This is a genomic window from Cupriavidus gilardii (assembly GCF_017598945.1).
Taxonomy (GTDB): Bacteria; Pseudomonadota; Gammaproteobacteria; order Burkholderiales; family Burkholderiaceae; genus Cupriavidus; species Cupriavidus gilardii_E.
This window is the reverse complement of sequence record NZ_JAGFTW010000058.1, coordinates 61,612-87,039: the sequence shown is the minus strand read 5'-3', so window position 1 is coordinate 87,039 and position 25,428 is coordinate 61,612. Positions and strand designations below refer to the sequence as shown.

The window sequence follows — 25,428 nt, the reverse complement described above, 5'->3', positions numbered from 1 at the left end:
ACTGCCAATCACCATCAATCACCACACAAAAGGAGACTGCCCCATGACGCCTCGCGTCCGCCATCTTCCCCGCCGCGCCGTTCTCGCCATTGCGCTGGCTGGTCTGGTCACCGCAACGCTGGGTCTGCCGACGCCAGCCCGCGCGGCCGACTATCCCACCAAGCCGATCCGCTTCATCGTGCCCTACGCCGCAGGCGGCACTACCGATCTGGTGGCGCGCACCGTCGGCCAACGCGTGGCAGAGAAGCTCGGTCAGCCCGTCGTGATCGAGAACCGCCCCGGCGCCGGCGGCAATATCGGCATGGAGGCCGTGGCGAAGGCCGCGCCGGACGGCTATACGATCGGCTTCGGCGCGATTTCGACCAATGCGCTGAACCCGCATATCTACAAGGCGATGCCGTTCGATCCGCGCCGCGATTTCACCGCGGTGAGCCTGCTGGGTACATCGACCATCGTGCTGGAGGTCGGCAATCAGCTGCCGGTCAAGAACGTCGCCGAACTGGTGGCCTGGGCCAAGCGCAATCCGGGTCTGACCTATGCGACCGCGGGCACCGGCACCTCGATGCATCTGGCCGGTGCGATGTTTGCGCAGATGACCGGCACCAATCTGACCCACGTACCGTACAAGGGCAGCAGCCCGGCGATCAACGACATGCTCGGCGGCCATATCCCGGTGATGTTCGACAATCTGCCCGCGTCGCTGCCGCATATCCAGGCCGGCAAGCTGCGCGCGCTGGCGGTGGCCGGCAGCACCCGCTCGCCGGCATTGCCCAATGTGCCGACGCTGGCGGAGGCGGGTCTGGCCGGCTATTCGGTCGAGCCGTGGTTCGGCGTGTACGGTCCCGCCGGCATGCCGGCCGACGTCGTGCAGAAGCTCAATGCCGCCTTTGTCGAGGCGCTCGGCAGTGCGCCGGTGCGCGACAAGCTGGTGCAGGCCGGCTTCAATCCGAAGTCGTCGAGCGCCGCTGAGCTGCAATCGCTGACGCAGTCGGAATACGAGAAGTTCGGCAAGGTGGCGCGCAGCGCGAATATCACCGTGGATTGAGCCCCCCGCGGCCCGTCCGCCGTCACATCGGTACATCGGTACATCGGTACGTCGGTACGTCGGTACGTCAGTACGTCAGTACTTCAGTACGTCACCGTGACGGTTACCGTATCGACGTAGGTGCCGGCGACGGGAGTCCGCTGGGCCGGCACGCGGCCATACACCGTGTAGCTTTGCGTGGCGCCGGTACCCGTGGCCGACATGACGCTCGATCCCGTGGTGCCATCGCCCCAGGGGATCGAGTACCCCGCGTTCTGGTAGAGCTGATAGCCGATCTGTTCGGTGCCGCCACTGCGTTGCATCCGGCGGTTCGCGACGGAGGCGCCGGCCGAGGTGCCGGCGTTGATCGCCAGCGTGTAGGGGCTGCCATTGGTGCATCGCGCGGTAATGGTGCCGGTCGCCGTGGCCGCGGCAGCGAGCACGCCGCGGGTGCCGAAATCGACGTTGGTTGCCGTGATGACGCAGTCGCTGATGACGTTTGCCGTCACCGTGAAAGGAAACCGGGCCACGGGGCTGGTCAGCGTCGCGCAGTTCGGCGCGATCAGCACGTATTCGGCATAGTTCATTTCGGTGAAGGCCGCGGTAAACGCCGACTGATAGGCTCCTGCCCGTACCGTGCTCTGGTTGGCGGGCACCTGGCCGTACACGGTGACCGTTGCTTGCCCGGTGCCGAGCGTCATCGGAATGTCGAGCTGCACGTAACTCGTTCCGCTGCCCCCGCGCGGGCCCCACACCGTGGTGTAGGCGCTGTTGGTATAGAGGTTGTAGTTCAGCGTTCCGGTGCCGCCGGTCAGTGTGCGCGGCAGCAGCGTCGTGCCGCCGGTCCCGGTGCCGATTCCCATGCAAACGCGCGCGCGGCCGAGCGCAAAGCCCGTGCACTGGATCGAGATGCTGCCGTTGGCCGTGGACGCCGCGCCGGATACCGGGCTGACGTTGCCGAAGGCGATATTGGAACCGGTGGCGGTGCAGGTTTGGCCCTGTGCCGTGCCCCCCAGCGCGAGCAGCAGCGCGACCGGTGTCAGCCGAGCGATGCGGTGGGTGTTCATTGCCTTGTCGGCGCGCAAGGGGCGCGGCCCATCATGGGGATCGGCGAAGCAGACGGGCGATAACCGACCTCGGTGCGGCATGTCCCGGCGGGCGTGTCGGCCTCGATGAGGTTGCGCTCCGACCAATTGTCGAAATACACCAGTCCGTCGTGGCCGACGATCGTGGAGGCCAGCACGGTGTTCGGATCGTCGTTTCGCAGCATGCGTACGACGGTGCCCGCCCGCAGCGGCGCGTCCGCGCCGTCGGTCAGGATCACCTGCCCGGCACGGATCGGCGTAATGTCGAAGCGCGCCATGGCGCCGGCTTGCCAGGCCGGCGCGATGTTCAACGTGGGGGTGCTCAGCCGTGTGTTGGCGGGCAAGGACAGCGCATCGATGCCGACGCGATTCGACTGATACGGCATCAGGTTGGGGACCAGGAAATGGCCATTTCGGTCCGTGGTGCCGATCCTGCGGTTTTCGACCAGTACCGGTACGCCGGCATGGCCGCCAGTGGACACGAGGGCGAAGCCGTCGGTGACGCGGCGTGCGGCCAGCACGGCGCCGTCCATCACCACCAGCGACCCGGTGGCATTGACCGCCATGCGGGTTTCTCCGTCGATGGACTGCACGCCGCCGAGCACCTCGCCATACCGGCCGCGGTAGTTCAGCTGTGCCAGTCCGCGAGACAGGCCGGCGTTTCTGCTGCCCTGGACTTGCCAACCCAGTCCGCCATCGAAGTCCGGGGTACGGCTGGCACTGGCATAGAGCGCTTCCCTGCCGCCGTCGCTGCCCGCCGACAACGATGCCGAGGTCGAAGGCCCGAGCACGGCCGTCAGTGTCAGCAGCAGACCGCGCATGCGCGGCTCGGCGAAATCGCGATAGGCGCTCACGCTCAGCGAATAGTCCCGGGCAAGTTGCGTCGTGAAGGCGATCGAGCCGATGCGCGAGCGACCGATCAGTCCGTCGTCCAGATGGACATAGTTCAGTGCCACGTTGCCGTTGCGGGCCACCGGCATGGCGAACGTGGCGCGATACAGCGCACGGGGAAACGGTGCCCCGGCGCGCGCCGCCAGATCGGTGAAGCGACCCGCGGTTCGGCTGCCTTGCAGATCGAGCGTCAGTGCACGCGTGCGCCACTGATAGCCCAGCGAGAACGACGAACCGTTGCCTCGTCCGACGCTGCCTGCTGCCGCCGCGTTCAGTACGCCGGCTCCACCGAGCCGCCACAGGACGCCTGCACCGGCCACGTAGCTGCCGGGCATCGCTTCCACATGACCTTCGAGCGTCAGCTCGGCGCTGAGGCCGTATCGCAGCGAGCCGCTGCCTGCCGGCTGGCTGCCGTACTGGAACGAGCGCAGGCCGTATTGCTCGCGCAGGAAGCCGGCTTCGACCGAGTAGTCCAGCAAGCCGGGTGCCATCATGCGAGTGTCGACATACAGCGGCAGCGAGGTGGCGACGTCGCGGCCGAGCATGTCGCGCACCACGATCGTCGCCTGTCCCGCGCCCGTCAGCGCGGGCGCGCCGCTGAGGATGAACGGGCCGCTCGGTACCTGGCCGCTGTATTGCCTGACATTGTTGACGTACAGGTCGACAGCGCTTGGAACGGCGGCCGTCGCGCCCAGCTGCGGCACGGGGTAGGTCACCATGTCGGGCCGCAGCGCGAAATTGCGGCGGTACTGCACGCCGCCGAGCCTGACCGAACGGCTCCACGACAGTGCGCCGGTGATGGCGTCGCCCAGTTGCAGCGTGGTCAGCCCGGAAGGGTCCGGGCGGGCGTAGCTCGAGTCGAGCCGGATATAGCGGTGATCGTCGCGGTAGAACGTGGCGAAGCCGGTATTGCTGACGACCCCTTGCGGGAAAAAGAAGCGCTGTTCGCTGTAGAGCCCGAGCGTCGCGGCGGTCCCCGGCTGCGCATAGGCATCGTAGTTGAGCAGCATGCCCGTGCCGGGCGTGACCGTGGCGGGCCGCCGCGGCATGGTGTCGACGACGTTGGGCAGGCGACGCGCATCGTCCACGGTCAGCCGGATCTGCTGAGCCGCTTCCAGATATCGGTAGGACAGGCCGCCAATGCCGTCGAGCGCGATATAGCCGTCCGCCGCGGGCGTCAGGTCGTCGGTACGGATGCCGATCTCCCGCAGTTCCTGCACGATGCCGGACAGCCGGCCGCTACTCCATCGGAAGCGAGCGACCATGCCGAGCGGTGCCTCGTTGAGGATCACGTCGAGCGCCACGTGCTGGGCGTCCGCGAACCCGGCGTCGTGCGGCGGGTCCGGCTGCGCGGCAGACGGAGACTGTGCCGACGCCGAGGCGGCTTGCAGCGACAACGACAGGCACCACAGCAGCGGCCACGGCAGAGGCAACCGTCCACTGCCAACGCGCGGGCGTTCCTGTCCCCGGACACGGCGTGCCACTGCCAGGCCGTCCCTTACCTGGCATCGGTGCCGACGGCATGGCCGGCTGCCGCCACGTCGAGCGGAGCGGAAATGCGCGCACCGTTGACCGTGGCTTCCAGGCGCCAGCCCACCGACGGTGCTATCCCACGATCGGTCGGCAGGGACCATTGGCGGCCGGATTTCGCGAGCGCATAGCCAAGCAGTCCCGCGGTGACCGCGAACTTCGCACCGCCGCCACCAATCAGCGTGACGTTGCTGATCTGCGCGTGGCGATTGCCGTCATTGCGGGCGACAAGGCGCCATTCGGCGCCGTCCTTCAGCAGCGCGAAGCGCAGCGGCGGCACGGCTGCCGTATCCGGTGTCCCGACGAAGACCGGCACCGAGTAGCGCAGCTGGACGCGCACGCCCGCTGCAGGCCCGTTCTCGCCTTGCGGCAGCTCGTCGATCAGCAGGCGATAGGCCGTTTCCCCCGGATTGGCCGCGTGCGGATGGACCACGCGCACCAGCTGCTCATCGCCCGGCGCGATGCGAACGATGGGCGGGCTGGCCACGACGGTGTCGGTCGGTTCGAGGACGTCATCGCGTCCTGACTGCGTCCAGCGAAACACCCGTACCTGGGCGTGGATCGGCATGTCGCCCTGATTGCGCAGGTTCAGTGCCCCTGCGCCGGGAGCGGATGGCATGTCGATGCGGATCGGCGAAATCTGCAGGGATGCGGCATGGCCTGCGCCTGCGAAGAGCGCAAACGCCAGCAGGGCGGCACGGCCGAGGGCGACCGGCAGCCGGGAGCGCCGCACCCGCGTCGCGGGTGGCATTCCCATCAGAAATTGATCGTCGCGGTAATGGTGGAGGTGTACGCCCCGGCCGCCGGCGTGGACTGCGGCGGTACGCGACCATAGACCGTCAATGTCTGCGCCGCGCCGTTGCCGGTGCCGGCAACCGTATCGGTGCCGGGCGTGTTGCCCCATATCTGCGTGCGCGCGGCATCGCGATACAGCTGATAGGCGACGGTCGAGGCGGCCGGGCCCGCCAGCAGGCGATTGGCGATGGTCGATCCCGCCGCGGTACCCGCGTCCATCCCGACGTTGTAGGGTGCGCCGGTCGTACAGGTGACGCTGACCGTCGTGCTCTGGTCGATATTGGTCGCGAGCACGCCCTGCGAGCCGAAATCCAGATCCGTGGCCGAAATCGCGCAATCGTTGGCCAGGGTCAGACGCACCTGAAATGTCGTGGTCTTGGTGGCGGCACCAAGCCACACGGGGAAGAGCGCCGCGATCGCGGCCGCGGCAAGACGTCCGTATTTTTGCTGTGGACGCAACAGGGAGAGTCGCATGACATCCATCTCCTTATTGGTGTTAAGCCAAGGCTAACGCACAAGAATGGAGATGTTTCGCACTGCAATGTTTTGTTACCGCACTGCGTCGCGTTTAAAACTGTATTTCAACCAATGACTTGTCGGCGGAGGGTTGGATCAGGCGGGGGGATTCCGCAGGGTCGGACGGCATCCGAAGCCAGGGCTGCGATGCGACGACACGGTAGGCCGCGTTCAGCGCGCATGAAACCCGGGGGGGCGATTCCGGCAAGCTCTGCACGAGGCAGGCATCCGTGATGGCGAGGCGTACATCCATGCGCGTGCGTGTCGCGGCATGGGCGTTGCTGCCGGCGTGAAAGATTGGGACAGCGACGACGGCAAGCGCCGGGACAAGGGAAAGAAGCGACGAACGGCAGAATGGCATGAGGCAGGCGCAGGAGTACCGGCATGTAAACGGCAGCCGCGTCAAAACCTTGAGGGGGAACTTGCGGCATGGATCCAGGCATTGCGCATCGACACCGGCCTCGGATAACTGTATATTTATACAGTTATTCCGCGCGAACGCAGAATGCCTTGCCTGCCCGCCGTCCCGATGTCCTTCCCCGCCTCTTCATCCGCTCGCTCCGCCGAACCGCCGCAGGGCGCGTCGGCCGCCGATATCGAAGGGGAACCGCGCTACATCGTCGCGGTACGCACCCTGTGCGAATTCACCGCCCGCGCCGGCGATCTGGATCTGCGGTTTACGCCTTCGCCCACCGCGCTCGAAGGCATGGCTGGACACGCCACCGTCACCTCGCGCCGTCCTTCCGGCTACCGGACCGAAATCTCGCTGAGCGCAGACTTCGGGCCGCTGCGTGTGCGCGGACGTGCCGATGGCTACGATGCGGCCCTGCGGCGGCTCGAGGAAATCAAGACGGTGCGTGGCGACGCCGCCGAAGTGCCGGACCATCATCGACATCTGCACTGGGCCCAGGCCAAGGTCTACGGCTGGCTGATGTGCCAGCGCGATGGCCTCGACGACATCGAGATCGCGGTGGTCTATTTCGATATCGTCAGCGGGCGCGAGCGTGCGGAGGCGCAGCGTTTCACGGCGGCGGCGCTGCGCGAATGCTTCGAGGCGCAATGTCGTGCCTTCATAGGCTGGGCCGAGCAGGAGCTGGCACATCGCACGCAGCGCAATCTGTCGCTCGACGCGCTGGCGTTTCCGCATGCGGCGTTTCGCGCCGGCCAACGCGAACTGGCCGAATCCGTCTATCGCGCCAATCTCTCCGGCCGCTGCCTGCTTGCGCAGGCGCCCACCGGCATCGGCAAGACCATCGCCACGATCTTTCCCGCGTTGAAGGCGATGCCGAAGCAGAAGATCGACAAGCTGTTCGTGTTGTCGGCTCGCTCCACCGGCAGGGCCCTGGCGCTGGAAGCCACGCGCGCGTTGGGTGCCCAGCATGAAGCGATGCCGCTACGCGTGCTCGAGATGGTGGCGCGCGACAAGGCCTGCGAATATCCTGGCCGCACCTGTCACGGCGAAGCGTGTCCGCTGGCGCGGGGCTTCCATGACCGGTTGCCCGCGGCGCGTGCGCAGGCGGCGGAGCGGTCGATGCTCGGTCGAGCCGAGATCCGCGAGATCGCGCTCGCCAACGATATCTGCCCGTACTACCTGAGCCAGGAAATGGCGCGCTGGAGCGACGTGGTGGTGGCCGACTACAACTACTACTTCGACCGCACGGCGCTGCTCCATGCATTCGCCTTGCATGATGGCTGGCGCGTCAGCGTGCTGGTCGACGAAGCCCATCAATTGCCGGAGCGCGCACGCGACATGTACAGCGCCGCGCTCGATCAGGCCGAATTCCGCGCGCTGCGGCGGCAGGCGCCGGCGGATCTGCGCCGCGCGTTCGATCGCGTCGGCCGTCAGTGGAATGCCGCGGCGAAGGCGCTGCTCGGCGACTATCAGGCTGAAGCCAAGGTTCCGCCGCAGCTGCTCGATGCCTTCGAGGGGCTGTGCGCCACCTTGCTGGAGCGGTTCACGGAGCGGCCCACCGAACAGGATCCGGCGCTGCAGCGCTTCTATTTCGATGTGCTGCAATTCTGTCGGCTGGCCGAGCAGATCGGCCCGCATTCCGTTTTCGACATGACGCGGATGCCGGCCCGCAGTGCGCACGGCAATGTCCGGCTCGGCGTACGCAATCTGGTGCCGGCGCATTTTCTGCGGCCGCGGTTGGCGGCGGCGCATTCCGTCTCCCTGTTCTCCGCCACGCTGGCGCCGGCCTCTTACTACGCCGATATGCTGGGCTTGCCCGAGCGATGGGTCTGGCACGAGGTGCCGTCGCCATTCCAGCCCGAGCAGCTGCGCGTCCGCGTCGCGTCGCATATCTCGACCCGCTTCGCGCATCGGCAGCGTTCGCTGCCCGATATCGTCGAACTGATCGCCGCGCAATATCGGGAGAGTCCGGGCAACTATCTCGCCTTCTTCAGCAGCCACGACTACCTGGGCGATGCGCTGGCGCTGTTCACGCAGCGGCATGCCGATATCCCGAGCTGGTCGCAGGCGCGCGGCATGAGCGAGGCGGCGCAGGCCGATTTCCTCGCCGCCTTCCGGCCGGGCGGGCGCGGCGTGGGCTTTGCCGTATTGGGCGGACCCTTCGCCGAGGGCGTCGATTTGCCCGGCGACCGACTGATCGGCGCCTTCGTCGCCACGCTCGGATTGCCGCAGTTCAATCCGGTCAATGAACAGCTGCGCAGCAGGCTGCAGGACACCTTCGGCGACGGTTATGCCTATGCCTACCTGTATCCGGGCCTGCGCAAGGTCGTGCAGGCCGCCGGGCGAGTCATCCGGACCAACGAGGACCGCGGCGTGGTCTATCTGATCGACGACCGCTTTGCGCAGCGGTCGGTGCGGGAATTGTTGCCGTCCTGGTGGCGCGTAGAAGCGTAGCTGTGGACCTTTGTATTAGCGAATATGTTCGTTCCTTATTCAGGGGAAAGCCGATGCGTATCGAGAAGTGGGGACATAGTCTGGCGATACGCCTTCCAGGCAGCATCGTGGAGTTGCTGCAATTACGCGAAGGTGATCACGTCGAAATCGTCGTCGATAATCCAGAGAGTTCGGCAAGGCGCCGTAGTGGGGACACTGATGCGTTGTTGGAGCGCGTGCGAACGTTCCGCGGAAGATTGCCGGCCGACTTCAGGTTCGTTCGCGACCAGGACACAAGGTAAGCGAATCGACGGTTAATGCAGACCTAAACATATTTCCCGGTCAATCCTCCGTCTACAACGACCTCCGTCCCCGTGACATACGCCGCCGCATCCGACGCCAGGAACGCGCAGGCGTAAGCCACATCCCATGCCGTTCCCATCCGCTGCATCGGCACCTGTCTTGCCCGTGCTGCGCGCGCCTCGTCGAGATCGTTGTCGGAAAACATCTTCGCGACCGTATGCGCGATCCGCGGCGTATCGATGAGTCCGGGAACCACCGTGTTGGCGCGGATGCCATGCGCCGCGTATTGCTGCGCCAGCATGCGGGTGAACTGGATGACCGCCGCCTTGGTCACGCAGTACGACAGGTGCGGATAGCCGAGATAGCGCAGTCCAGCGACCGACGAAATGGTCACGATGGCGCCGCGCCCGCGCGCGACCATCTCCGGCAATACCTGTTGCGACGCCAGCAGCAGGCTGCGGACGTTGACGTTGTGCGCCTGATCGAAGTCTGCGACCGCGGTGTCGAGCGGGCCGCCGGGCTTGCCGATGCCGACGTTGTGGTGCAGCACGTCGATGGGTCCGAAGCGGGCACGGGCCTCGGCGAACAGGCGCTCGACCTCGGCTTCGACGGCGACATCGCCGATGAACGTTTCGGCGGTGCCGCCCTCCGCGCGGATCAGCGCCGTGGTCTCCTCGGCGGACGATGCATCGCGATCGACCACGCATACGCGAGCTCCAAGGCGTGCGTAGGTCAGGCTGGCAGCCCGGCCGATGCTCCAGCCCGGACCGGCGGACCCGGCGCCGGCGACGAACACGGTCCTGTCGGCGAGGCTCAGGGGAAGGGCGGGCATGCCTGTCACGATGCCTCTCCCTTCGGCGCGTTGCCGACATAGGGAATCGCGTGCTCGACGGTGTCCCAGATGTAGCGGCCGGAAGGACTTTGCTGTTCCTCGACGATATGCGCGACCAGCCCGGCCGCACGGGAGATCACCGCGAAGCCGCGCATGGCGGCAGTGGGCACGCCGATCTCGCCAAGCAGCGCCGCTACCGCGCCGGTGGCGTTGATGGTGATCTGCCGGCCAGCGACCGCGTCGACGGCGGCGGACAGCTGTTTCAGCGCACGAATCCGCTCTCCACTCAATTCCGGCTCCGCCTCGGCCAATTCGAGCAGCTTGTACGCGCGGGGATCCACCGGCTTGTGCAGATGGTGGCCAAAGCCCGGCACCGGACTCTTCGTTTCCTTGTAGTGGTGAGCGATGGCCCGCGCTTCGGCCTCGGGATTGTCGGCGGCAAGCAGCCGATCGAGCAGCTGCGAACAGTTCTCCATGGTGCCGACGAAGGAGCTGCCGACCGCCAGCAGCCCAGCGGAAACGGCTCCCTGCAGGTTCTCCGGCGCGCTCATGTAGATCAACCGCGTCGCAATGGCGCTCGGCGTCAGGCCGTGTTCCATCAGCACGATCAGCACGGCATCTGTGATTCGCATATCGACGGGTCGCGGCGTGCGGCCCAGGATCTGCATCAGCATGACCTCGGTGAAGGTCTTCTTGCCCATCAGGTCATTGACCAGATCGGCGTCGCGGTAGTGCAGGCTCGTCAGCGTATGCGTGCAAAGACGGGTAACGGGCTTGGTGGTGGTGGTCATGGCTGGTCTCCTGTGTGTGCGGAAGCGTTGTTCGTGACGTTGGCCAGCGCCCAGTCGCGTACGGCGCTTTTCAGCACCTTGCCGACGCTGGAGCGCGGCAGGTTGTCGTGGAAATGGATGCGCTTGGGCGTGGCCACCGGCCCCAGCCGCTCGCGCACGAAGGCAATCAGCTCCGCCTCGGACGGGATGGCGGCGCCTTCGCGCAACTGCACGGCGGCATGCACGGCCTCCCCCCATTTGTCGTCGGGAACGCCGAATACCGCGGACTCGTGAACCGAGGGATGCTGACCGAGCGCGTTTTCGACGTCGATCGGGTAGACGTTGAAGCCGCCGGTGATGACGACCTCGCGCAGCCGGTCCTTCAGATACAGATAACCGCGCTCGTCGATCAGCCCACGATCGCCGGTATGCAGCCAGCCGTCGACGATCGTCGCGGCGGTCAGATCGGGGCGTCGCCAGTACCCCGTCATCACCAGATCGCCGCGGGCAACAACCTCGCCGATCTGCCCGGGCGGCAACAGCGTGCCGTCGGGCGCCATGATGGCGACGTCGCTGAACCAGGTGGTGCGTCCAACCGAAGCCAGATTGCGTTCGTCCTCGAAGTCCTCGGGACGCAGCACCGTCAGCAATTGCGGCGCCTCGGTCTGTCCGTAGGTGGTGCCGACCACCGGTCCGAAGAACGCGCGAGCCTGGCGAATCTTCTCGACCGGCATTGGCGCGCCGCCGTAGATCAGGCGGCGCAGCGCGGGATAGTCGTCGCGCGAGGTGCCGGGCAGCGCCATCAGCATGTAGATCAGCGTCGGCGGCATGAAGGACACCGTGCCGCGCCGGTCGCGAAACGCCGCGCGGACCGCCTCCGCGCCGCTGCCTTCGAGGATCACGTGGCAGCCGCCTTGCGCGAGGATCGGCAGCACATAGGTCGAGGTGCCATGCGTGATCGGGGCGGCCATCACATAGCGATCGTCGGCGTCGAAGCCCCAGGCATGGATCTGGTTGACGATATTTGCCATCCAGGCGCGGTAGGGCTGCATCACGCCCTTCGGCGCGCCGGTGGTACCGCCGGTGAACTTGATGGCCTGGGTCGCATCGCGATCGAGTTCGAGACTGAGAGCGAGACGCGGCCGCGGCGCACCGGCATGGCGCGCGATCATCGCTGGCAACGCGTCGCTGCCATCGTCCGCGACGTCCGTGAAGATACGAACGCCGGGCGCGCCATCGAGCAGCGCGGTGCATCCACTGTCAAGCACCAGAATGCTCGGCTCGGTCGCATCGACGATGCGGCGCAATTCCGGCCGCGTGCTTTTCGGATTCAGCGGTACCCACACCTTGCCGCTGGCCAGCACCGCCAGCAGCGCAACGAGATGCGCGGTGGAATTGCCGGCGCAGATGCCGACGCGGCTCTGCGGCGCGGCGTCGAGCGCCAGCAGGGCCGCGGCCGCCGCGGCGACCCGCGCCGCCAGCTCGCGATACGTCAGGCAGCCATCCGGCGCGTCGATGGCGATGTTGTCGGGCCAGCGGTCCGCGGCCCGCCAGAACAGATCGATCGGAAACATGGGACTCCTCAGTTCACACGGGCGCCGGATTGCTTGACGACGTCGTGCCAGCGCTTGATCTCGGACATCATGAAGGTACGCATCTGCTCCGGCGTGCCCGGTTGCGGATTGGCGGCCAGGTCCTGCATCCGCTGCCGCACGTCCGGCGCCGCCAGTGCCTTGTTCAGCGCGGCGTTGAGCCGGTCGACCACGGGCCGGGGCGTGCCGGCCGGGGCCGCGATCGCGAACCACGATTGCACGTCGAAGCCGGGGTAGCCGGACTCGGCCACGGTAGGCACATCGGGCAGCAATGGCAGGCGCTGGGGGCTCGTGACGGCGATGGCGCGCAAGCGGCCGGCCCTCACGTGCGGCATCGCAGACGGCGTGTTGTCGAACATCGATTGCACCTGCCCGCCGAGCAGATCCGTGACGGCCGGCGCGCTGCCGCGATAGGGGACGTGCAGCATATTGATGCCGCTGCGCATGCGGAAGATCTCGCCGGACAGATGGATCGAAGAGCCGCTGCCGGAGGAGGCGAAGGTGATGCCGGACGGCGATTCCCTGGCGAAACGCAGATAGTCCGCCACGCTCTTGACCGGCAGGCTGGGGTTGACCACCAGCACGTTCGGAATCTTGGCGATCATGCCGACCGGCTCGAAGTCCTTCGCGGGGTCGTAGCCGAGCTTGTCGTACAGCGAGGCGTTGATCGTGTTGGCGATGGTGTAGACGTAGAGCGTGTAGCCGTCGGGCTCCGCCTTGGCCACCACCTCGGCGCCCACATTGCTATTGGCGCCGGCGCGATTCTCGACGACGACGGGCTTGCCGAGCTCTTCGCCGACCTTGAGCGCGACCAGGCGCGCAAGCACATCGGTCGCGCCGCCGGCGGCATAGCCGACCACCAGTCGCACCGGCTTGGCTGGCCAGGGCTGCTGGGCATGGAGGGAAGGGGAAATCCCGCCTGCCAGCGCGGCAAGCGAAAGCGCAAGGGCACAGCCGAACAGCCGCCGGCGCGGCGCGTTCCGTACGTTCATGATGGTCGTCTCCTGGGTCGATAGCCTCGCCGGGGCGGCCCTCTGGTGGTGTTGGGGCATACTGCGGCCTTGCATCCCGGCACGGAAATTCTTCCCGATGAGCGCTCGCCTTGCGAACCGAAACGTCCGGCAGCCGGACGTTCCAGACATCGCCCCGGAAGAGGGCACACGCGCCTTGCGGCGCGGCTTGACGCTGCTCGACGCGATTCTCGCGGGCGGCAAGGACGGATTACGCGTGGTGGATTTATGCAGGGCGTCGGGGCTGGAACGCCCGACCGTCTATCGGCTGCTGACCACGCTGATCGAGTGCGGCTATGTCGCTCAGCGTGGGCGTTTTCGCTATGTCAGCGGACCGCGGCTCGCGGCGATGCCGCAGCGTGACGGTTCGACGGAGCTGGCCGAGAAGCTGCGACCGGTGCTGGCGCGCATCAGCGGCGCGTGCGGCGATGCGGCGTTCGCGATCGTCCGCGACGGGTCGCTGTCGCGCTGCATCGCGCGCCATGTGGGCACGCATCCGGTGCAGGTGCTGGTGATCCAGGTCGGCACGCGCCAGCCGCTGGGCGTCGGGGCGGCGGGACTGGCGCTGCTGTCGGCGTTGCCCGACGAGGCGGTCGGCGAGATCATCGCCGGCAATGCCGACACGCTTGCCGCATACGGCGGCATGACACCGGACCGGATGCGCATCCTGATCCGTGCCACACGCGAACGCGGATGGTCGGTGATCGGCAACCACGCCACCCGGGGCGCGCTCGCAGTCGGCATGGCGGTGCACAACCGCGATGGCGAACCGGTGGCCGGCATCAGCGTCGCCAGCACGCTGGCGCGAATGCCACGCGATCGCCAGCAGCTGATCGCACGGCTGATGCGGGAGGCGGTGGGGACGTTGTTGCCGAAGGGGCTGTAGGCGGCAATCAGCGCATCAAGCCGCCGTATACGCGGTCTTCACCGTCGTATAAAACTCCTGCGCGTAGCGACCCTGTTCGCGCGGGCCATGGCTCGATCCCTTGCGGCCGCCGAACGGCACGTGGAAATCCACGCCGGCAGTCGGCGCGTTGACCATCACCATGCCCGCCTGTGCGTGGCGCTTGAAATGCGTGGCCAGCTTCAGCGAGGTGGTGCAGATGCCGGCGGACAGGCCGAACTCGGTGTCGTTGGCGAGCGCCAGTGCCTCGTCGTAGTCGCGTGCTGCGATCACCGCTGCCACCGGCCCGAAGATTTCCTCGCGCGCGATCCGCATGTCGTTGCTGCAGTCGACGAACAGCGCCGGGCTCAGGTAGAAGCCGTCCTTGCCGAGCGACAGCCGCTCGCCGCCGCACACCAGCCGCGCGCCTTCTTCCTTGCCGATGGCGATATAGCGCTCGTCCTGCTCGAGCTGGCGCGCGTCGACCACCGGGCCGATCTGCGTTTGCGCGTCGCGGGCGTCGCCGACCACCAGGGCCGCGGTGCGCTCGGCGAGCCGGGCGACGAAGCGGTCATGGATGCCCTGCGTGACGATGATGCGGCTCGATGCGGTGCAACGCTGGCCGGTCGAATAGAACGAGCCCTGGAGCGCGACCTCGACCGCGAGCTCGAGATCGGCGTCGTCGGTGACCACCAGCGGGTTCTTGCCGCCCATTTCCAGCTGGAACTTCGCCATGCGCTGGCAGGCCTGCGCGGCGATGCTGCGGCCGGTTGCCACCGAACCCGTGAAGCTGATCGCATCGACCTGCGGATGTTCGACCATGCGCTGACCGACATCGCGGCCGCGGCCCATCACGAGGTTGAAGGCGCCGGCCGGCAGACCGGAGCGGCTCAGGATCTCGGCAAGCGCCCAGCTCGAGCCCGGCACCAGCTCCGCCGGCTTGAACACCACGCAATTGCCGTAGGCGAGCGCCGGCGCGATCTTCCACGCGGGAATCGCGATCGGGAAGTTCCACGGCGCAATCAGCGCGACCACGCCGATGGGCTCGCGGGTGATCTCCACACCGATGCCCGGGCGTACGGAGGGCAGTACCTCGCCAGCCGTCCGCAGCGCCTCGCCGGCGAAGAACTTGAAGATCTGCGCGGCACGCGCGACCTCGCCGATCGCTTCCGGCAACGTCTTGCCTTCCTCGCGCGCCAGCAGGTCGCCGAGTTCGGCACGACGCTGCAGCAGCTCGTTGCCGACAAAGTCCAGCACGTCGAAGCGCTGCTGCGGCGTCGACAACGACCACTTGCCGAAGGCATGCCGCGCAGCCTGCACCGCCTGATCGACGAGGGCGGCGTCGCCCTGCGCGTAGTGGTCGACGATGTCCGACAGGTCGGACGGGTTGACGTTGGCGCTGCTGCCGGTGCCGGCGACCCATTCGCCGGCGATGTAGTGCGATTTCACGGTGGCTTCCTTGTTGGCGAGAGCGCGGCGCCGGGCGGCGCCGCGCACGGCTTATTCCTTCTCGATGCCGGCGGTGCGGATGATGCGGCCCCAGCGATCGAGTTCTGCGAGCTGGAAGCGCCCGAGTTCCTCGGGGCTCGACAGCGCGATTTCCTGGCCGCTCTGCTCCACGACCTGCCGCACGCTCGGCGTGGCCAGCGCGCGATGGACCAGCTCGGTCAGTCGCTGCACCACCGGCTGCGGCGTGTTGGCAGGGGCATAGAGCGCGTTCCAGTAGCCGGCTTCATAGCCCGGCAGCGTGTCGGCGATGGTGGGCACGTTGGGCACCAGGGCCGAGCGCTTGGGGCCGCTGAAGCCCAGCGCGCGCAGCTTGCCGGAGCGCACCTGCGGCAGGCTGGCGGGCAGGTCGACGATCATCAGATCGGTCTGGCCGGCGACCAGGTCCACCACGGCTGGCGGATTCGCCTTGTAGGGAACGTGGGTCATCTCGGTGCCGCTCATTTGCTGGAGCAGCTCCGCCGCGACGCGCGCCGACGAGCTGCCCGATCCGTAGGTCAGCTTGCCCGGCTCCTTCTTCGCCAGTGCGATCAGTTCGGCGACGCTGTTGGCCTTGACGTTCTGATTGACCACCAGCAGCTGGTAGCCCTTGGTCAGCATCGAAACCGGCGTGAAATCCTTGATCGGATCGTAGGGCAGCTTCTTCAGCAAGTGCGGATTGGCGGCCTGCGTGGTGTTGGTCGTCATGAACAGCGTGTAGCCGTCGGGCTTCGCGCGCGCCACGGTCTGGGCGGCAATGCCGCCCATGGCGCCGGCGCGGTTCTCGATCACCACGGCCTGGCCCGTCAGCCGGGTCACCTCATTGCCCAGCGCGCGGGCCAGGCCGTCGGTGGCGCTGCCGGGGCTGGAGCCGATCACGATGGTGATCGGACGGGCGGGATAGGTCTCCGCGAGGGCGCCGCCGGTCAGCGAGGCGAAGGCGCAGAAGGCAAGCAGGGTGCGACGAAATGGCATCGTTAGTCTCCGATGAAAGTTCTTGTAGTGGGGGACGAGCGGGTCCCCCTTGGGTACGAGGCGGGCGATCGCCCGCGATGGGATCAGCGCAGAACCGGGGCAGACGCCGCGCAGAATCAGCGCAGAATCAGCGCGCGAGCCCCCAGCCGGACATCAGCTCGTGCAGGCGACGCTGCTGCGCGTCGGCCAGCGGCCACGCCGAGGGCGGCCGTGCGGCGCCGCAGTCGTTGCCCATCAGCTGCAGCGCTGCCTTGACGACCGTCACGTTGGTGCCGTTGTTCTCCTGCGCGCGCAGGTCCTCGAAGGGCAGCATCTCGCCGATCAGGCGCATCGCCAGCGCATGATCGCCGTCCTCCAGCGCGCGGTGGATCGCCACCGAACGCTCGGGCATCACGTTGATCAGGCCGGAGGTAAAGCCGCGTGCGCCGACCGCATAGAAGGGCGGCGCCCAGACTTCGGCCAGTCCGCCGACCCAGGCCAGACCGCGATCCGCGGTCCGGCGGATCGCTTCGGCCAGCACCATCGGCGTCGGAGAGGCCCACTTGACGCCGACGACCTCGGGAATCCGGCACAGCGCTTCGATGGCAGCCAGGCCGATGTTGTCGTTGCGCAGATAGAGCACCAGCGGCAGGCCCTGGGCGGCCTCGGCGATCTTCTGCACATAAGCGACCACGCCGCGCGGCGCGACGAAGGGATCGGGCGGCTGATGGATCATCAGCGCATCGGCGCCGGCTTCGCGAGAGGCGCGGGCGAGCGCGCAGGCTTCGTGCACGCTGCGGCCGACACCGGCCAGCAGCGGCACCCGGCCGGCCACGCATTCGGCGGCGGCGTGGACCATGCGCACCGCCTCCTGCTCACGCAGGCCGTAGAACTCGCTGGTATTGCCATTGGCGACGAGCACATGCACGCCGGCGTCGACGGCCCGGTCGACCACGGCCGAAAGCGGGCCCGGCGAGACGGTATCATTCGCGTCGAACGGCGTGACCAGGATTCCGGAAATGCCATTGAGCGCCTCGCGCAGCGCGGAACCTTCGAAAGTCGCCACTTGAACTCCTGATGGAATGGACATGAGAGGCGCTACTGTAGAAAGCCCCCGGTCCCGCCGTCCAATCCAAACTGGCGATTACCCAATTCAAGATTTGAATCGTGTTCCAGCTATCCCATCTGCGCAGCTTCGTGGCCGTCGCGACCGAACTGCATTTCGGCCGCGCGGCCGCCCTGCTGAACATGACGCAGCCCCCGCTGACGCGGCATATCCAGCTGCTCGAACATGAAGTGGGCGTGCAATTGCTCGATCGTTCGGGCGGCGCTGTGCGGCTGACGCCGGCGGGCGCGATCTTCCTGCGTGAGGCCGAGGACATCCTGCGCCGCAGCCAGGCGGCCAAGCTCGCCGCGCGCCGGGCGATGCGCGCCGATGCCGGCAGCGTGTCGATGGGGTTCATTCCGGCGGCAAGCTTCGCGCTGCTGCCCCAATTGCTGGGCGCGATTCGGGCCAGCCTGCCGGAGGTCCACGTGTCGCTGCGCGAAATGCAGACCGACGCGCAGCTCGAGGCCATCGCTGCCGACCGCATCGAGCTGGGCCTGGTGCGCCCATTCGCGCCACGCAGCTTCGTCGAATCGGCGCCGCTGCTGCGCGAGCCGTTCGTCCTGGCCGCGCCGGCCGGGCACCCGCTGCTGCAGGCCGAACGGCTGCCGCTGTCGGCGCTCGAAGGCCAGCCATTCATCGAGTTCTGCCGCTCGGAGTCGCGCTATCTGTACGAGATCGTCGCCGGCCGGCTGCGCGCGGAAGGCGTCGCGCCCGACACGGTGCAGACGCTCAGCCATACGCACTCGATCCTGTCGCTCGTCGATGCCGGCATGGGCCTCGCACTGGTGCCGCAGTCGGCATGGCGGCTTGGCTATGCGGGGGTGCGCTTTCGGCCGATCGACGATCAGGTCGGGCTGGATGTCGAACTGCATCTGGTCTGGCGGCGGGGCAATCCGCATCGGGTGGCGGCGACGGTGCGGCAATTGCTCGAGCGAACGTCATCGACGCAGTGAATAAGGGGCAAGGACGCTGCCCCCTGGTTCCGGCATTTGAGGAACGATGGTCGCGATTCACACCGAGCACCACATAATTCCGCAAAATCAGAAACTATACGGGATTCTGTGCAGCCTGGCGGATTGTTCATTGAAATTGCGGAATAATGTAGTACCATGTGGGTATTGGTCAATTATTCCGCATATTTCGGAACTATACAGTTCCTGCCGCCCCCAGGCGGCGTCGTTTCACGATCTCGGAACGTTAAACATGGTGAGAAAACTGCCGCTGCCTGACGAGTCCTTGAGTCCGGTGGTGGAAACTCTGGAATCTCTCGGCGCGCTGGTGCGCAGCCAGCGCGCCCGGGGACAGCTGCGGATCGACGATGCGGCCGATTTGTTGGGGGTGTCGAAGGATCTGCTGTCCCGTTTGGAGAACGGCAGGTCTGTTGGTCTGGACAGCCTGATGAAGGTGCTGGACGGCTTGGGCCTGAAGATGCTTGTCCTGCCCAAGGGGGACGCCTCGCTCGTCGAGGAGCAACTTGCCGAGCGCGCCGCGCATTCCACTGACAAGGGCATCGCATGACCTACTCGCTCCGTGTGGTTTCGCAGCAGGCGACCGTGGGGCGCCTGACTTACGAACCCCACCATGGCCTCGCCGGCCGTTACTCCTTCGCGTACGACCCGACCTGGCTTCACCGCGACGATCGGTTTCCGCTTTCCCCACACCTGCCGCTGCGCGGAGAGCCGAGCGATCCAGATACTGTGGCGCGCTTTCTCGCCAATCTATTGCCTGAGGGCCGGGCGCTCGAGGTCGCCGCCGCGCATCATCACATCGCGAAGTCGAATACCTTTGCGCTGATTCGCTTGCTAGGCAAGGAGCCGGTTGGCGCGCTGAGTTTTGTGCCGGAGGATGAGGCTTCCTCGGACCCGGCACAGCAGCAGGCCGAAGCGATACCGGAAAAACGCGAGATAACGCGGGAGGAGCTGAATCAGCGCATCGCAGATCGCAATCGCGATGTGCCCTTTCCTGTCTGGGATGGCAGAGTCCGGCTTTCTGTTGCAGGGTTTCAGGACAAGTTGCAGGTGTTGTTGGAAGGGGACCGCATTGCGTTGGCGGAGGGCCGCCTCAGCTCTACCCACATCCTGAAGCCGGAGTCCATCAATGCGAAGTGGGAAAGCCTCGTGGCGAACGAACACTACTGCATGACGCTGGCTGCGGAGATTGGCCTGCCCGTTGCACCGGTCCAGATATGGCGGATTCCTGCGCCCATACTGCTGATCCGGCGTTTCGATCGCATTGTGTCGCTGCTGACGGACAACGAAACGGTACGGCGTGTGCAGCGATTGCACGTCATTGACGGATGCCAGGCGTTGGATTTGCCAGTGGGCTACAAATACGAGCGCAACTTCGGCAGCACCAGGGACGTCATGCATATCAGAGATGGCGCAAGCTTCGAGCGGCTGTTTGCACTGACCCCCTATTTTTTGGTGCCCGCCACCGCGCGTCTTTTCATGCTGCGCTGGGCGCTGCTCAATATCCTGATTGGCAACTGCGATGCGCACGGGAAGAATATCTCTTTCTTTGTCAGCGCAAACGGCATCCACCCCGCGCCGCTGTACGACCTCGTTTCCGTGGGTGTCTATGGCGATGCCGTCGAGCAGGAACTGGCCATGGCTTATGGCGACGAATTTCTATTGCAGGGGTTGACTCCCTTTGCGATGGCGGATTTCGGCAGCCGTATCGGGGTCAACCGGAGTCTGTTGCAGCGTGAAATGGAACGAATGGCTGCCGCGGGAAGCAGCATTGCGCCCCGGCTGGCCGAATCGGATGTCTATGTTGGCAGGGAGCGCGATCTCGTGAAGCGGATTTGCCGATTCGTCCAGACGCAGGCGGACCGCATGGGGCAAATGGCAATACAGGTCCGTCGAGTCAAGTCGGACATGCTCTGAATGATCGGGGCCGCAAGATCCGTTGCCTCAGAACACCCCCAGCGCCAGACCGCTTGCCAACCCTTCCCCAAGTTCCGCGCAACGTGCGAGGTCTTCCCCGCCAATCTGCTTGGGCGCCAGGATCCGCTCCGGCGTCTGCGCATGCGTGCAGACGATCAGCCCCGGCGCGACGGATCGCAGACGCCAGCCGGTGGCGATGCGGTCGATCTGGCGCAGCGCGTTCTGGCCGTCGCTGCCCGCGCAGATCATCACGGCATACGGGCGGCCATTGATGCGGTCGAGGACCGGGTAATAGCAGCGGTCGAAGAAGTCCTTCATCAGCCCGGCCATTGCGGCAAGATTTTCCGGCGTGGCGAACAGATAGCCGTCGGCATTCAGGACATCGTCGGGCTGCGCCTCGGCGGCGCGCAGCAGCCGGACCGCGATGTCCGGCTGCGTCTGCGCGGCGCGGGCCGCGGCTTCGGCCATCTGCTGCGTGCCTCCGGTCATCGTGTGGTAGACGATCAGCAGCGTTTTCATCGGTGCATGTGGGCGGTGGGATGACGAGGGCAATGTAGCACGCTGACTCGCGCGGGCCGTGCCTGCAGCCGGTCAGCGTACCGACGGCGCCGCGGCCGATCCCTCGACGGGGAACACGGATTGCGCGACCTGCCGGAAATGCCGTCCGGCCGGGCTCTCTGTTTCCTCGCAATAGGCCAGCGCCAGGCCGATCGCGGCGGCCTCGGGCATGTCTTCAATCGGGATGCAGGCCAGCCGCGCGTTGGCGAAGCGATGCATGATCGACGGCACCAGCGCGATGCCGAGACCGCTTTCGACCAGCGCCATCACGGTCTGGATCTGCGTCGCGATCTGCGCGATGCGGGGCTGGAAGCCGCCCAGCTGGCACGCGGTCATCGCAGCCGCGTGCAGGCCCGAGGCTTCTTCGCGGGCGTACATCACGAAGCGTTCGTCGGCCAGTTCGGCCAGCGACAGCGAGCGATGCCCGGCGAGCGGATGATGGCGCGGCAGCGCGACGACGAAGCGGTCGTGCTCCAGCGGGGCGAGCGTGATTCTGCCGGCTTGCAGCAGCGGGATACGGACCAGGCCAACGTCCAGCGCCTCGTCCTCGAGCTGCTTGACGATCGAAGCCGAGGTGGCCTCCTTCAGCGTCAGTTCGACCGCGGGATATTCGGCGCGAAAGCGCGACACCAGTTGTGGCAGCAGGTGATACGTGGTCGAGCCGACGAAACCGATACGCAGCGTGCCGCCCATGCCGCTGGCCGCGGCATGGGCGGCCTCGCGAAAATGGCCCGCATGAAAGAGAATGCGCCGCGCCTCGGCGAGCGCCGCGTGGCCGCTCGGCGTCAGCGTGACACCGCGCGTCTCGCGCACGAACAACTGCGTTTCGAGCTCCTGTTCCAGTTTCTGGATCGAAACGGTCAGCGCAGGCTGTGCGATATGCAGCCGTTCGGCGGCGCGGCGAAAGTTCAGCGTTTCCGCAAGAACGACGAAATGCCGAATGCGTCGGAAATCCATGGGCAGGGCGGCGCGCGGGCAGTGGCGAAGCCCACATCTTACCCACCGCCGGCGCGGCGCCCGCCGATCAGCTTCGGGACGCCGGCTTCCGTTTTTCGAGGAAGGCCTTGACCGCGTGCCGATGCTCCTCGGTCTGGTGGCACATCGCCTGGAACGTGGCGGACATCTCCAGCAGCGTGTCGAGCCGCGTGTGCATGCCCTCCCGCAGCAGCCGTTTGGCGAGCCGCACGGCTTGCGGTGGATTGGCGGCGATGGCCTCGGCAAGCCGCATCGCGGTCGGCAGCAGCTGATCGGCCGGAACCACCTGCGACACCAGGTTCCATTCCAGCGCCTTTGCGGCGTCGATCGGCAAGCCGGTGAAGATCATTTCCGCGGCGCGCGACAGGCCGACGACCCGCGGCAGCAGCCAGGCTCCACCGTCGCCCGGAATGATGCCCAGCCGCACGAAGCTCTCGGCGAACTGCGCGGTCTCGGCGGCGATGCGCAGATCGCACATGCACGCGAGATCGAGTCCCGCGCCCATCGCCGGCCCGTTGACCGCGGCGATCACGGGCACCTCGAGATTGAACAAGGCCAGCGGCAGGCGCTGGATGCCGCGGCGGTAGTCGCGCCGGATCTCCATGCCGGGCACCGTGCCCGATGCCTGCCGCTCCATGTCGCGGATATCGCCGCCGGTCGAGAACACGGTGCCGGCGCCGGTCAGGATCACCGCGCGCACCGAGTCGTCGCCGTCGATGCGATCGACCGCTTCGACGAGTTCGTCCACCGCGCTGTTGCCGGTCAACGGATTGCGCCGCGCGGGCTCATTCAAGGTCAGGGTCACGATATGACCCTGTTGCGCGTAGTCCAGGAATTGGCTCATGGTGGTCCTCGTTCGGATGGTGGTCGGAAGGGGTCGCCCGCTGTCGTCGTCGGTGGGCTTATTGCTTCGGAATGCCGGCACGCGTCGCCGCATCCGACCATTTGCGTATCTCGGCCAGCTGGAAGCGCCGCAGTTCTGCGGCGTTGCCGGTAAAGACGTCCCAGTTGGTGCGGGCGAAGAACTCGGCCGTCTCTGGCGCGGCATTGATCTCCAGCAGCAGCTTCTCCAGCTTCTCGACAACCGGGCGCGGTGTCTTCGCGGGCGCGAAGGCCGCGGTCCAGTTGACCATGAAGTAGCCGGGAAACCCGCTCTCCTGCAGCGTAGGCGTATTCGGTTGCGTGGCCAGCCGTTTTTCGCTGGTTACCGCCAGCAGCCGCAGCTTGCCGCCTTGCAGCAGCGGCAGCACCGCACCGTAGTCGGCGAAGGCGAAATCGACCTGGCCCGCCGCGACATCGGTCAGCGCGGGGGCCGCTCCCTTGTAGGGCACATGGTTCGCCTTGATTTGCCCCTGCGTCAGGAACAGTTCTGTCGCGATCTGATAGGACGCGCTGCCTGCGCCGTAATTGAGCTTGCCCGGCTGCTGGCGGGCATGGGCGACCAGTTCCGCGACCGTGTGGAACGGCGAGGCGGGATTGACCACCAGCGCCATCGCGCCAACGCCGAGCCGGGCGATCGGCGCCAGTTCTGCGACCGGATCGTAGGGCAGCTGCCGGAACATCGCGACATTGGTCGCCACCGGTGAATTGCTGGCCAACAGCAGCGTGTAGCCGTCGGGCTCGGCGCGGGTCACCGTCTGCACCGCGATAAAGCTGTTGCCGCCCGGCCGGTTCTCGACCACGACCGACTGGCCGGTCTTTTCCTCCAGCTTGCGCGCGACGTAACGCGCGGTGGAATCGGTGCCGCTGCCGGGCGGAAAGGACACCACCAGGCGGATCGGCCGGTTCGGATAGTCCGTGCGCGCCGGTGCGGCAACGCTCAGCGACAGCGCGGTCAGGCACAGGGCGGCGGCCACCAGCCGGCCCGGACGGGTCATCAGCATGTCTCTCTCCAGTCGGCGCCTCGTCATGGCTGCGAAGCTTGAGCGCAAGGCTAAGAGACAGCTCGGCGGCCTGTCCAATATGAATTCGGCGCTTGGCGATATACAAAACTTATCGCCCACGGCCCGATGTCGGCGGGATACCAATAAACGCCGCGATAAACGCCGCGATAAACACCGCGATAAACGCCGTGTATCGATCGATGGCGAATCGATATTGGACGCACCACGTACGCCTTCATTACGCTTGGCCCCAATCGCAGCCACAGGAGACCACCGGTGAAAGGCGCACTGGCACATATCAAGGTTCTGGACCTGACCCGCATCCTGGCCGGACCCTGGGCGACGCAGAATCTCGCCGACATGGGTGCCGAGGTCATCAAGGTCGAACGTCCCCGCGTGGGGGACGACACCCGTGCCTGGGGCCCGCCGTTCCTGAAGGACGCCGACGGCCGGGAAACCGCCGACTCGTCGTACTTTCTCAGCGCGAATCGCGGCAAGAAGTCGATCACCGTGGACCTTGCCAAGTCCGAGGGCCAGCAGATCATCCGTGAGCTGGCGCGCGACGCCGATGTGGTAGTCGAGAACTACAAGGTCGGCACGCTGGCGCGCTACGGCCTGGGCTACGACGATCTGCGCGCGCTCAATCCGCGCCTGGTCTACTGCTCGATCACCGGCTTCGGCCAGTCCGGCCCCTATGCGGCGCTGCCGGGCTATGACTTCGTGTTCCAGGGCATGGGTGGGTTGATGAGCATCACCGGCCTGCCGGACGATGAACCAGGCGGCGGGCCGATCAAGTCCGGCATTGCCATCACCGACCTGTTGACCGGCATGTATGCAACCACGGCGATCCTGGCCGCGCTGGAGCACCGCAATGTCAGCGACGAAGGGCAGTACATCGACATGGCGCTGCTCGACTGCGTGGTGACCATCAACTCGTACCAGGCGATCAACTACTTCCTGTCGGGCAAGGTCCCGCAGCGCATGGGCAACGCCCATTCGAACATGGTGCCGTACCAGGTGTTCCGCTGCCGCGAGGGCGATGTCATCGTCGCGGTCGGCAACGACGCGCAATACGCCGCGTTGTGCGAGGTGATCGGCCGCCCGGAGCTTGCCACCGACCCGCGTTTCACCTCCGCGGGTCAGCGCAACCGCAACCGCGAGGCGCTGATTCCGCAGATCGCCGAAGCGATGCTGACGCGCACGATGACCGAGTGGGTCGATCGCATGGAAGCGGCCAACGTGCCATGCGGGCCGATCTACGACATGCGGCAGGTCTTCGAGGACGAGCAGGTGCGCCATCGCGGCATGCAGCTGTCGCTGCCCCACGGCGCCGGCGTGCAGGCGCCGGGCCTTGCCAATCCGATCCGGCTGTCGGCCACGCCGATCCAGTACGAAGGCGCCGCACCGATGCTGGGCGAGCACACCGAGGCGGTGCTGCGCGAGAAGCTCGGCTTCGACGACGCGCGGCTGGACGCGCTGCGCGCGAAGGGGGTGATATGAAGGC

General features: G+C 66.7%; 23 protein-coding genes. 8 read left to right on the top strand and 15 right to left on the bottom strand.

The features are described 5' to 3' along the window. The first annotated feature begins 43 nt into the window (after nt 1-43). The gene (locus J5T34_RS21300; protein ID WP_208582896.1) at nt 44-1,045 is read left to right on the top strand and encodes a Bug family tripartite tricarboxylate transporter substrate binding protein; all 1,002 of its coding nucleotides are present in this window, start codon (nt 44-46) and stop codon (nt 1,043-1,045) included. A gap of 83 nt (nt 1,046-1,128) precedes the next feature. On the opposite strand, the gene J5T34_RS21295 is transcribed toward J5T34_RS21300, so the two are convergent. From J5T34_RS21295 to J5T34_RS21280, 4 genes are all read right to left on the bottom strand, one after another. Next, a complete protein-coding gene (locus tag J5T34_RS21295; RefSeq protein WP_208582895.1) occupies nt 1,129-2,091 on the bottom strand; it encodes a Csu type fimbrial protein in 963 nt (320 codons plus the stop codon). After that, nucleotides 2,088-4,433, bottom strand: coding sequence for a fimbria/pilus outer membrane usher protein (locus J5T34_RS21290; RefSeq protein WP_208582894.1), 2,346 nt, complete (start codon nt 4,431-4,433; stop codon nt 2,088-2,090). Before J5T34_RS21290 ends, J5T34_RS21295 begins: the two co-directional genes overlap by 4 nt. 65 nt (nt 4,434-4,498) lie before the next feature. Then, nucleotides 4,499-5,287: a fimbrial biogenesis chaperone gene (locus J5T34_RS21285; protein WP_244259125.1), complete on the bottom strand. Its 789-nt coding sequence runs from the start codon at nt 5,285-5,287 to the stop codon at nt 4,499-4,501. Continuing rightward, on the bottom strand, nt 5,287-5,799 hold the full coding sequence (locus J5T34_RS21280; RefSeq protein WP_208582893.1) for a Csu type fimbrial protein: 513 nt from the start codon (nt 5,797-5,799) through the stop codon (nt 5,287-5,289). The genes J5T34_RS21285 and J5T34_RS21280 overlap by 1 nt, the downstream gene beginning before the upstream one ends. 571 nt (nt 5,800-6,370) lie before the next feature. Here J5T34_RS21280 and J5T34_RS21275 point away from each other — a divergent pair. Beyond that, a complete protein-coding gene (locus tag J5T34_RS21275; protein WP_244259124.1) occupies nt 6,371-8,707 on the top strand; it encodes an ATP-dependent DNA helicase in 2,337 nt (778 codons plus the stop codon). Nucleotides 8,708-8,760: 53 nt separating this feature from the next. Then, the gene (locus tag J5T34_RS21270) at nt 8,761-8,988 is read left to right on the top strand and encodes an AbrB/MazE/SpoVT family DNA-binding domain-containing protein (RefSeq protein WP_208582892.1); all 228 of its coding nucleotides are present in this window, start codon (nt 8,761-8,763) and stop codon (nt 8,986-8,988) included. Between the two features lie 23 nt (nt 8,989-9,011). Here the strand turns inward: J5T34_RS21270 and J5T34_RS21265 are convergent, their stop codons facing one another. From J5T34_RS21265 to J5T34_RS21250, 4 genes are read right to left on the bottom strand one after another with little or no spacing between them, the layout of a single operon-like run. Beyond that, nucleotides 9,012-9,821: an SDR family NAD(P)-dependent oxidoreductase gene (locus J5T34_RS21265; RefSeq protein WP_208583183.1), complete on the bottom strand. Its 810-nt coding sequence runs from the start codon at nt 9,819-9,821 to the stop codon at nt 9,012-9,014. Between the two features lie 5 nt (nt 9,822-9,826). Beyond that, nucleotides 9,827-10,612 carry a citryl-CoA lyase gene (locus tag J5T34_RS21260; RefSeq protein ID WP_208582891.1) on the bottom strand — a complete coding sequence of 262 codons (786 nt, stop codon included), beginning with the start codon at nt 10,610-10,612 and terminating at the stop codon, nt 9,827-9,829. Continuing rightward, on the bottom strand, nt 10,609-12,165 hold the full coding sequence (locus tag J5T34_RS21255; RefSeq protein ID WP_208582890.1) for a class I adenylate-forming enzyme family protein: 1,557 nt from the start codon (nt 12,163-12,165) through the stop codon (nt 10,609-10,611). The genes J5T34_RS21260 and J5T34_RS21255 overlap by 4 nt, the downstream gene beginning before the upstream one ends. A gap of 8 nt (nt 12,166-12,173) precedes the next feature. Next, nucleotides 12,174-13,175: a Bug family tripartite tricarboxylate transporter substrate binding protein gene (locus tag J5T34_RS21250; protein ID WP_208582889.1), complete on the bottom strand. Its 1,002-nt coding sequence runs from the start codon at nt 13,173-13,175 to the stop codon at nt 12,174-12,176. 97 nt (nt 13,176-13,272) lie between these two features. On the opposite strand from J5T34_RS21250, the gene J5T34_RS21245 reads away from it, so the two are divergent. Continuing rightward, nucleotides 13,273-14,079 (top strand): IclR family transcriptional regulator, encoded by an 807-nt coding sequence (locus J5T34_RS21245; protein ID WP_208582888.1) that lies wholly within the window; start codon nt 13,273-13,275, stop codon nt 14,077-14,079. A gap of 15 nt (nt 14,080-14,094) precedes the next feature. Here the strand turns inward: J5T34_RS21245 and J5T34_RS21240 are convergent, their stop codons facing one another. The 3 genes from J5T34_RS21240 to J5T34_RS21230 form a co-directional block, all read right to left on the bottom strand. Then, a complete protein-coding gene (locus tag J5T34_RS21240; RefSeq protein ID WP_208582887.1) occupies nt 14,095-15,525 on the bottom strand; it encodes an aldehyde dehydrogenase family protein in 1,431 nt (476 codons plus the stop codon). 51 nt (nt 15,526-15,576) lie between these two features. After that, nucleotides 15,577-16,536 carry a Bug family tripartite tricarboxylate transporter substrate binding protein gene (locus tag J5T34_RS21235; protein ID WP_208582886.1) on the bottom strand — a complete coding sequence of 320 codons (960 nt, stop codon included), beginning with the start codon at nt 16,534-16,536 and terminating at the stop codon, nt 15,577-15,579. A gap of 127 nt (nt 16,537-16,663) precedes the next feature. Continuing rightward, nucleotides 16,664-17,581 (bottom strand): dihydrodipicolinate synthase family protein, encoded by a 918-nt coding sequence (locus J5T34_RS21230; RefSeq protein WP_208582885.1) that lies wholly within the window; start codon nt 17,579-17,581, stop codon nt 16,664-16,666. A 101-nt stretch (nt 17,582-17,682) separates the two neighbouring features. Between J5T34_RS21230 and J5T34_RS21225 the strand changes: the two genes are divergently transcribed. The 3 genes from J5T34_RS21225 to J5T34_RS21215 all read left to right on the top strand — a co-directional run bounded on the left by J5T34_RS21225 (nt 17,683) and on the right by J5T34_RS21215 (nt 20,508). Beyond that, complete coding sequence (locus tag J5T34_RS21225) at nt 17,683-18,576, top strand: LysR family transcriptional regulator (protein ID WP_208582884.1); 894 nt, start codon at nt 17,683-17,685, stop codon at nt 18,574-18,576. A 250-nt stretch (nt 18,577-18,826) separates the two neighbouring features. Further along, on the top strand, nt 18,827-19,141 hold the full coding sequence (locus tag J5T34_RS21220; protein ID WP_208582883.1) for a helix-turn-helix domain-containing protein: 315 nt from the start codon (nt 18,827-18,829) through the stop codon (nt 19,139-19,141). Further along, a complete protein-coding gene (locus tag J5T34_RS21215) occupies nt 19,138-20,508 on the top strand; it encodes a HipA domain-containing protein (protein ID WP_208582882.1) in 1,371 nt (456 codons plus the stop codon). Before J5T34_RS21220 ends, J5T34_RS21215 begins: the two co-directional genes overlap by 4 nt. Nucleotides 20,509-20,535: 27 nt before the next feature. On the opposite strand, the gene J5T34_RS21210 is transcribed toward J5T34_RS21215, so the two are convergent. The 4 genes from J5T34_RS21210 to J5T34_RS21195 all read right to left on the bottom strand — a co-directional run bounded on the left by J5T34_RS21210 (nt 20,536) and on the right by J5T34_RS21195 (nt 23,918). Then, nucleotides 20,536-21,027, bottom strand: a complete 492-nt coding sequence (locus tag J5T34_RS21210; protein ID WP_208582881.1) for a flavodoxin family protein — start codon at nt 21,025-21,027, stop codon at nt 20,536-20,538. Between the two features lie 72 nt (nt 21,028-21,099). Then, the gene (locus tag J5T34_RS21205; protein WP_208582879.1) at nt 21,100-22,023 is read right to left on the bottom strand and encodes a LysR family transcriptional regulator; all 924 of its coding nucleotides are present in this window, start codon (nt 22,021-22,023) and stop codon (nt 21,100-21,102) included. 67 nt (nt 22,024-22,090) lie between these two features. Beyond that, nucleotides 22,091-22,885, bottom strand: a complete 795-nt coding sequence (locus J5T34_RS21200; protein WP_208582878.1) for a crotonase/enoyl-CoA hydratase family protein — start codon at nt 22,883-22,885, stop codon at nt 22,091-22,093. 58 nt (nt 22,886-22,943) lie between these two features. Next, a complete protein-coding gene (locus J5T34_RS21195; protein ID WP_208583182.1) occupies nt 22,944-23,918 on the bottom strand; it encodes a Bug family tripartite tricarboxylate transporter substrate binding protein in 975 nt (324 codons plus the stop codon). A gap of 282 nt (nt 23,919-24,200) precedes the next feature. Between J5T34_RS21195 and J5T34_RS21190 the strand changes: the two genes are divergently transcribed. Beyond that, on the top strand, nt 24,201-25,424 hold the full coding sequence (locus J5T34_RS21190; RefSeq protein WP_208582869.1) for a CaiB/BaiF CoA transferase family protein: 1,224 nt from the start codon (nt 24,201-24,203) through the stop codon (nt 25,422-25,424). Nucleotides 25,425-25,428 lie beyond the last annotated feature (4 nt).